This window comes from Nonomuraea sp. NPDC048882 (assembly GCF_040649755.1).
In the GTDB taxonomy this organism is placed as follows: Bacteria; Actinomycetota; Actinomycetes; order Streptosporangiales; family Streptosporangiaceae; genus Nonomuraea; species Nonomuraea maheshkhaliensis.
This window is the reverse complement of the sequence record NZ_JBEZGB010000021.1, coordinates 141,515-149,432: the sequence shown is the minus strand read 5'-3', so window position 1 is coordinate 149,432 and position 7,918 is coordinate 141,515. Positions and strand designations below refer to the sequence as shown.

Annotated in this window: 7 protein-coding genes; 4 read left to right on the top strand and 3 right to left on the bottom strand. The window is 73.8% G+C overall.

What is annotated here, in order from left to right; all coding sequences use genetic code 11:
• Window positions 1-160 precede the first annotated feature (160 nt).
• Entirely contained in the window at window positions 161-820 is a 660-nt protein-coding gene (locus AB0C27_RS47565) for a hypothetical protein (protein WP_357859908.1), read from the bottom strand.
• A 108-nt stretch (window positions 821-928) separates the two neighbouring features.
• On the opposite strand from AB0C27_RS47565, the gene AB0C27_RS47560 reads away from it, so the two are divergent.
• The 3 genes from AB0C27_RS47560 to AB0C27_RS47550 all read left to right on the top strand — a co-directional run bounded on the left by AB0C27_RS47560 (window position 929) and on the right by AB0C27_RS47550 (window position 4,666).
• Complete coding sequence (locus AB0C27_RS47560; protein ID WP_346112990.1) at window positions 929-1,420, top strand: MarR family winged helix-turn-helix transcriptional regulator; 492 nt, start codon at window positions 929-931, stop codon at window positions 1,418-1,420.
• A gap of 142 nt (window positions 1,421-1,562) precedes the next feature.
• Window positions 1,563-2,489, top strand: a complete 927-nt coding sequence (locus tag AB0C27_RS47555; RefSeq protein WP_357859905.1) for an LLM class flavin-dependent oxidoreductase — start codon at window positions 1,563-1,565, stop codon at window positions 2,487-2,489.
• The gene (locus AB0C27_RS47550) at window positions 2,486-4,666 is read left to right on the top strand and encodes an LLM class flavin-dependent oxidoreductase (RefSeq protein ID WP_357859902.1); all 2,181 of its coding nucleotides are present in this window, start codon (window positions 2,486-2,488) and stop codon (window positions 4,664-4,666) included. The genes AB0C27_RS47555 and AB0C27_RS47550 overlap by 4 nt, the downstream gene beginning before the upstream one ends.
• Here the strand turns inward: AB0C27_RS47550 and AB0C27_RS47545 are convergent.
• Together AB0C27_RS47545 and AB0C27_RS47540 are read right to left on the bottom strand one after the other, a co-directional pair.
• Window positions 4,639-5,451 carry an aminoglycoside 3'-phosphotransferase gene (locus AB0C27_RS47545; protein WP_357859899.1) on the bottom strand — a complete coding sequence of 271 codons (813 nt, stop codon included), beginning with the start codon at window positions 5,449-5,451 and terminating at the stop codon, window positions 4,639-4,641. The genes AB0C27_RS47550 and AB0C27_RS47545 overlap by 28 nt on opposite strands.
• 217 nt (window positions 5,452-5,668) lie before the next feature.
• Window positions 5,669-6,424, bottom strand: a complete 756-nt coding sequence (locus AB0C27_RS47540; RefSeq protein ID WP_357859896.1) for a class I SAM-dependent methyltransferase — start codon at window positions 6,422-6,424, stop codon at window positions 5,669-5,671.
• A gap of 143 nt (window positions 6,425-6,567) precedes the next feature.
• On the opposite strand from AB0C27_RS47540, the gene AB0C27_RS47535 reads away from it, so the two are divergent.
• The gene (locus AB0C27_RS47535; RefSeq protein ID WP_357859893.1) at window positions 6,568-7,881 is read left to right on the top strand and encodes an FAD-binding oxidoreductase; all 1,314 of its coding nucleotides are present in this window, start codon (window positions 6,568-6,570) and stop codon (window positions 7,879-7,881) included.
• The last annotated feature ends 37 nt before the right edge of the window (window positions 7,882-7,918 follow it).

Sequence of the window (7,918 nt, the reverse complement as noted above, 5' to 3'; positions counted from 1 at the left end):
GCCGTGCCCCCACCCCTCCCCCCAGCCCCTGCCCCCCACCCTCCCCCCTACTTAGCCGCACCGCCCCCCCACCCACCCCCCCCCCCCCCGCGCCGCCCACGCCGCTCGATGAAGGCCACGCGGGGCGAGACGGCGCCGCGCGGCCTTCATCGAGCGGCGCTCAGACGAGCCCGATCATGAACCCTTCGTCCTTGACCCCCAGGTACGCCCCCGGCCGGTACTGCCGCATGGCGCCCTCGATGACCGGAATGTACTTGGGGTTCGACCCGAGCGGCAGCCGGTAACCGTTCTTGACCGTGTGGAACTCCCACAGGTGCTCCATCTCCGGATGACGCGAGCGGAACCCCTGGTCGGCGGGGAACAGGTCCATCCGGACCATCGTCTTGCGGAAGATGTAGTCGGCGAGCTTGACCCGGCGCTGCCGCGTACGCGAGATGCCCACCCCCGACAGCTCCGCCCACGCCACCGCCCACGGCGTGCCCTTCGGATCGTCCCAGCGCACGCCGAACCCGTCGAACACCAGCTTGCGCGGCCGGCTGAGCTTCTTCCACGCGAACACCGGCAGCAGGCCGATGCCCAGGAAGATTAGCCCCAGCAGTCCGGCCACGACCGCCGTGCCCGCCCCGCCCGTGGTCTGCCCGGTCAGCGTCGAGACGATCACGAAGAGCCCGATCACGCCCGAGACGGCGCCGCCGATCATCGCCTTCACCTTGGCGTCGCCGCCGACGTCGATCACCACGGGAGGCGGGCCGAAGGACCTCGGGGGCTGCTGCGGGGGATAGGGCGCGGGATGAGGGGGCTGGTGAGGGCCGTACGTCATGGGAGGCCACGTTAGCGGCGTCCGGAATCCCCTTCGTCACGCTTCACGGTTTTCTGAAACGTCTTCCGAAGCGTTCCCGGGGATCGGCCACTGGCTATGCTGGGCCGCATGAGCAGCCAGCGGTCCGGTGAGGACAATCTCGGCTGGACGCTCGGCGTGCTGCTGCGGGCGTACCAGAGCTCGGTCGTCACCGTGATCGGCGACCTGCCGCACGGCCCGCGCGGCTACCAGACCCTCGCCGCCGTGGTGGCCGGGGATCATCCGACCCAGCTCGCCCTGGCCGCGCATCTGGGCATCGACAGGACCGTGATGACGTACCTCGTCGACGACCTCGTCCGGGCGGGCCTGGTCGAGCGGCGGCTCAACCCGGCCGACCGCCGCCAGCGCAGGATCGTGGCCACGTCGGACGGCGTGCGCGCGTTCGAGAAGCTGGAGCGGCGCGTCCGCGAGGCCGAGGACGGCCTGCTCGGCGCGCTCGACGCGGCCGAACGGGAGACGTTCAGGGGCCTGCTGCGGCGGGTGGCCTGTGACGTGCGCGACATCGAGCCCGCCACCGACCCGTGCGAGGTGGCCGAACAGGTGCTCGCGGACGGCGCCTGAGCAGCGCTGGCCCACCGTCGGCTAAGTAGTTGCATGCGCGAGGAATTGCCGCGTGCAACTTGCTGTTGTGCCACTCGTCTGGCATCTAGATATTCTTTGTGACAACACATCTGCCCTGTCGGAGGGCGCAAGGGGAGGGCACATGCCTGACTACGGCCACGAGCTCATGTTCGGATCCTTCATCACCCCCGCGAACGCCTCGCCCCAGGAGGTCGTCTCGCTCGTACAGGAGTCGGAGGCCGCGGGTCTGGACCTGGCCACCTTCCAGGACCACCCCTACCAGTCGGCCTTCCTCGACACCTGGACGCTGCTGTCGTACGCCGCCGCGCGGACCGAGCGCATCCGCCTGTCGGGCAACGTCATCAACCTCCCGCTCCGCCCGCCGGCCGTGCTCGCCAGGGCCGCGGCCAGCCTCGACCTGCTCAGCGGAGGCCGGTTCGAGCTGGGGCTCGGCTCGGGCGCCTTCTGGGACGCGATCGAGGCCATGGGCGGGCGGCGGCTCACCCCAGGGCAGGCCGTCGAGGCGCTGAGCGAGGCCATCGACGTCATCCGCGGCGTCTGGAACGTGGACGACCGGTCCCTGTTCCGCGTGGACGGGACGTACTACCAGGTCGACGGGGCCAAGCGCGGGCCCGCCCCGGCGCACGACATCGGCATCTGGCTGGGGGCGTACAAGCCGAAGATGCTCCGCCTGACCGGGGCCAAGGCCGACGGGTGGCTGCCGTCGCTGCAGTTCTTGAAGAGCCTGGACGAGATCGCCAAGGCCAACGAGATCATCGACGCGGCCGCCGTGGAGGCGGGGCGTGAGCCCGCCGCCGTCCGCCGGCTGCTCAACATCGGCGGGCGCTTCGGGCCGCGCAGTGACCGGCTCCTGTCCGGGCCGCCCGAGCAGTGGGCGGAACAGCTCGCCGCGCTGACCCTGGAGTACGGCCTGTCCGGCTACATCGTCATGGGCGACGACGCCGCCACCATCAGGACGTTCGGCGAGGAGGTGGCGCCGCTCGTGCGGGACCTGGTGGCCACCGAACGCGCGACGCGCGGCAGCGGCGTCGCCGGAGCGGGGCGATGAGCGTGGACTACCGGCATCCGCTGCGCCTCGGCCTCCTGCTCACCCCTGGGGATGACGGTCCTGAGGCGGCCGTGGAGCGTGCGCGGCTGGGGGAGGAGCTGGGCTACGACCTCGTGTCGTTCCGGCCGGGCTCCTCGGGGCTCGACCCGTGGACGCTGCTGAGCTGGACCGCCGCCCGCACCGCCCGCATCCACCTCGCCGCCGAGGCCGGCGCCACGGGCGGGACAGGGTTCAACCCCGCCGTCGTGGCGCGGGCGGCGGCCAGCCTCGACCTGCTCGCGGACGGGCGCGTCGAGCTGGTCCTGGGCGCGGGTCCCGGCCTGGACGAGGCGATCGACGTCGTACGGGGCATCTGGACGGCGCACGTCCGCTCACCCTTCAGCTTCGACGGCGAGCATCATCGGCTGGCGGGCGCCGAACGCGGGCCCGCCCCCGCGCACAACATCCCGATCCTGCTCACCGGCGCCCCGGATCCGGCCCTTCTGCACCTGGTCGGCACCAAGGCGGACGCCTGGCTCCAGACCACCGGCGACGGCTGGGCGGGGGTCAATGCCGTCATCGATCAGGCCGCCGTCGCGGCCGGGCGCGACCCGCGCGAGATCCACCGCCTGACCCACATCACGGGCCGCTTCACCGGCGCGCCGGAACGCTGGATCTCCGCCCTGCTCCCCCTGATCCTCGACCAGGGCGTCAGCACGCTCGTCCTCGCCACCGACGACCCCGCCGCCATCCACCGCTTCGCCACCGACGTCGCCCCGGCGTTGCGCGAAGCCCGGGGCGAGATCCCCAGGTCGGAGCGGGTCCCCAGCCTGAACGTCCGCCGCCACCGCCGCGACGGCATCGCCTACGACGCCGTCCCCGAGTCGCTGGCCGGCACCGCGATCGAGCCGGGTGACGCCGGTTACGCCCGGGTGCGCTCGACCTACCTGCGCGGCGGGTCACCCGGCCTGGTCCTGCGCCCCGGCACCCCGGGGGAGGTCGCCGAGGCCGTGCGCTTCGCTCGTACGCAGCCGGTGAAGCTGTCCGTGCGCAGCGGCGGCCACGGCATCAGCGGCCGTTCGACCAACAACGGCGGCATCGTCATCGACCTGTCCCGCCTGCACGCCGTCGAGATCCTCGACAAGGCCACCAGGCGCGTCCGCGTCGAGCCGGGCGCGCGCTGGCGCGACGTCGCCGCCGCGCTCGCCCCGCACGGCTGGGCGCTGAGCTCAGGCGATTACGGCGGCGTGGGCGTCGGAGGCCTGGCCACGTCGGGCGGCATCGGCTGGCTCGTCCGCGAGCACGGCCTCACCGTCGATCACCTGCGCGCCGTGGAGATGGTGCTGGCCGACGGCACCCGGGTGCGCGCCGACGAGGAGGAGAACGCCGAGCTGTTCTGGGGCGTACGCGGCGCCGGGGCGAACTTCGGCATCGTCACCTCGTTCGAGTTCGAGGCCGACGAGGTGAGCGAGGTGGGTTTCGGGCAGTTCGTGATGGACGCCTCCGATACGGCCGGGTTCCTCGAACGGTGGGGCGCCGTCATGGAGGCCGCCCCGCGTGACCTGACCAGCTTCCTCATCATCGGCCGGCCACGCCTGGGGCAGCCGACCGTGGCCCAGGTCATGGCCGTCGTCGACTCCCGTGACGCCGAGACGATCGTCGCCCGCCTGCAGCCCCTCGCCGACGTGGCCCCGGTGCTCGACTACTCCATCCAGGTGCTGCCGTACGAGGCGATCATGAACGCCCCGCAGGCTCCCCACGACGGCCAGGGCGAGCCGGTGACCAGGTCCGCGCTGGCCGACCACCTCACGCCCGCGCTGGCCGGCGACGTGGGCCGGCTGATCGCGGGCGGGCTGTCGTACTTCTTCTCGATCCGCGCGGTCGGCGGCGCCGTGGCCGACGTGCCCGCCGACGCGACCGCGTACGCCGGGCGCTCGGCGAACTTCCAGCTCGTCGCGTTCGGCGCGAACCGCCGCGCCCTGGACCGCGCCTGGGACGCGATGCTGTCCCACTTCTCCGGCCTCTACATCAACTTCGAGACCGACCTGCGCCCCGAGCGCCTGCACGACGCCTACCCGGACGCCCATCTGCGCCGGCTGCGGGCGCTCAAACGCCGCTACGACCCGGACAACGTCTTCCGCGACAACTTCAACGTCTCACCCGAACCGGATCAGGCCAGGTCCCAGAGCAGCCGGTAGTACGCGATGCGCTCGGCATCCGGCTCGATCCCGTAGCCCGCGTAGACGTGGGCGTCGTGGCCGGGCCCGTAGTCCTCCTCGGCGCTCCATGCGGCGACCGCGAGGTCGGCCCAGCGGTCCGCGACCCCGAGCGAGCCGAGATCGACGTGCGCGGAGACCGTGCCGTCGTCGAGCAGCAGCGTGTTCGGCACGCACGCGTCGCCGTGGCACACCACCAGCCGGTCGATCGACGGGGGCGCTTCGAGCCGCGCCCGCGCGTCGGCCAGGGTGAGCGCGCGGTGCTCGGGAGCCCAGTCGCCGGGCCCCTCGCCGTCGGCGATCCGCTCGGCCACCCGGGGCAGCCGCCGTTCGACACTCCAGTCGAACGGGCACTCCGCCATGGGCAGCGCGTCGTGCAGGATCCGCAGCCCCCGCCCGATGGCCGTCGCCGCGACGGCCGGGGCGTCGGCCCAGCGCGCGTCCACCGCGGACACGCCGGGCACGGCAGCGGTCACCAGCCACGCCCCGTCGGCGTCCGCGCCGTGGGTGAGCACCGGCGGCACCCGCACCCACCGCCCCGCCCAGGCCAGCCGCTCGGCCTCGGCCCCGAGATCGATCTCAGGGGTGCCGGCGGCGACCCACTTGGCGTAGCGGACGTCGCCGCGCGCACCGTCGAGCCGGAACGTCAGCCCGCCCAGCTCGTTGCGCCACACAGGGGTGATGACGTCGTCACCGGCCAGCTCGGCGATGACGGCGGGGACGGTGACAGGGCCGGTGGGGATCTCGGCGGCGGCGGAACGACTCACAGGAACGGGATCCTTCCAGCCGGACGGACCCGCTGACAACGCATTATCCCCGGGGTGCGGCGCGGAGGCACGGGCGGAGGCACGGGCGGAGGCACGGGCGGCGGGTGGCACGCGGGCGGAAGCGTGGACGGCACGTGGGCGGAGGTGGCGCGGGCCATGCGCCGGTCCGGCGGCCGAGCAGGCCGCCGAACCGGCGAAGCGGAGGGCCTGGTGGAGGTCAGCCGGTGGGTGGTGCCTGGTGGAGGAGGAGTGTGACGAAGCCCAGGATGCCGCGGTAGCCGCGCAGCCACATCTCGCGGTGCTCCCGCGCCGCCGCCAGGGCCGCGTCACCGTCGGGACCCGGATGGGCGAGCGCCCAGCGGGTGAGCGTGCCGGTCCACGACCATTCGTACTCGTCCCACTCGTCGAGCGTGCTCGTGTGGCCGTGGATCACGGCGTACCCGGCGGCCTCCATGCGCTCCACCGTGCCGGCCAGGTCCGCGTACTCGTCCGGCTCGGCCCCCAGCACGGTGAGCAGCGGAGCGGTCGGCGGGCGCTCCCAGAAGCCCTCGCCGACCAGCGTCAGCCCCGACGACGGCCGCAGGTGGTCGCGGACGGCGGCCAGCGTCGGCGCGAGCCCGCCGAAGGCGTGCGTGGCCCCCACCGACAGCACCAGGTCGTACGGCTCCGCGCTCGCATAGTCGGCGGCGGGCGTGCGGTGCAGCCGCAGCCGGTCGGACACGCCGCGCCGGCCCGCCTCCTCGGCCGCCGCGGCCAGGCCGGACTCGGAGAGGTCCACCCCGTCGGCCGTCGCGTCCGGGTAGAGCGTCAGCGCCCTCGTCAGCCACGTACCCTCACCGCAGCCCAGGTCCAGGATGCGGGCCCGGGGCGGCAGGGCGGCCCTGGTGAGCAGGCGGACGAGCTCACCCTCGGAGACGGGCGCGGCGATGGGGTGGTCGCCGTGGGCGAGGTGGCTGATCAGTTCGCGTTCCATGGACAGGCAATATGCCGGACGGCGCCGCCACGCCCCAAAGCCTTTTCCGCCGGACTCCGGCGTTCGCCGTCACATCTCCTGCGCGGCCTCCGTCATAGCGATGCCTCCGGACGACCGGAGGCCGATGACGACTGGAGGAGAACATGACGAACGCGGACCTGCGCGGCACGGTGACGGGGCGGGTGCTGCTGCCCGGCGACGACGGTTTCGAGCAGGCGGCCAGGGCGTGGAACCTGTCGGTTGAGCAGCGCGTGGCCGCCGTGGTGGAGGCCGCGCACGCCGACGACGTCGCCGCCGTCGTCCGGTACGCGGCCAGGGCCGGGCTGGCGGTGAGCGCGCAGCCCAGCGGGCACGGCGCCTCCGGCGACGCCGACGGGGTCGTGCTGCTGCGCACCCGGCGGCTCGGCGGTGTCGAGGTGCGCGCGGAGGAGCGGGTGGCCCGGGTCGGTGCCGGGGTGACGTGGGGGGAGACGCTGGCCGCGGCCGGGCCGCTCGGCCTGACCGGGCTGGCGGGCAGCAACCCCGTCGTGAGCGTGACCGGCTACACGCTGGGCGGCGGCCTCAGCTGGTTCGGTCGCCGGTACGGGTTCGCCGCCGACAGCGTACGCGCCTTCGAGGTGGTGCGGGCCGGCGGGGAGTCCGCCACCGTGACCGCCTCCTCCGACCCCGACCTGTTCTGGGCGCTGCGCGGCGGCGGTGGCGACTTCGCGCTGGTCACGGCGGTCGAGTTCGACCTGCACCCCGCTCCCGCCCTGTACGGGGGGCGAGTCGTCTGGTCAGGCGATCGGGCCGGGGAGGTGTTCGAGGTCTTCCGCGAGATCACCTTCGACGCGCCTGACGAGCTGAGCGTCTGGTTCAACCGGGTAAGCCTGCCCCAGGCGCCGCCCCTCGTCACCCTGGACGTCACCTACCTCGGTGAGGAGGGCGACGGCAAGGCGCTGCTCGCCCGGCTCGACAAGATCGGCGACGCGCTCTCCGACAGCCGGGGGCCGGTCGCCGTGGCCGAGCTCGGCGCCGTCACCGCCGAGCCGACCGAGCCGGCGCCCGCGCGCTCCCGCGCCGAGCTGCTGACCGGCCTGGACGACGCGGTGGCGGAGATCCTGCTGGACACGCCCGCGGAACCGGTGGTCGGGATCCAGCTCAGGCACCTGGGCGGGGCGCTGGCCGCCGCCCGGCCGGACGGAGGGCCGAGCGGTCCCATGACCGAGCCGTACCTGCTGTCCACCTTCGGCCTCGCGTTCAACCCGGAGGTGGGCGCGGCCGTGGGGGCCAGGCAGCGGCGCTTCGCCGAGGAGCTGGGGGAGCGGGTCAGCGGGCGCAAGCCGTACACGATGCTGGCGGGCGGAGAACGGGCCGCGGCGGCCTTCACCGGGCCTGACCTGGAACGGCTGCGGGCGATCAAGCGGGCCCGCGACCCGCACGGCGTGATCCGCGCCAACTTCCCCGTCCTGGGCTGACCGAAGAACGGCGGGTACCCGACCCCTCGCCTGGCCG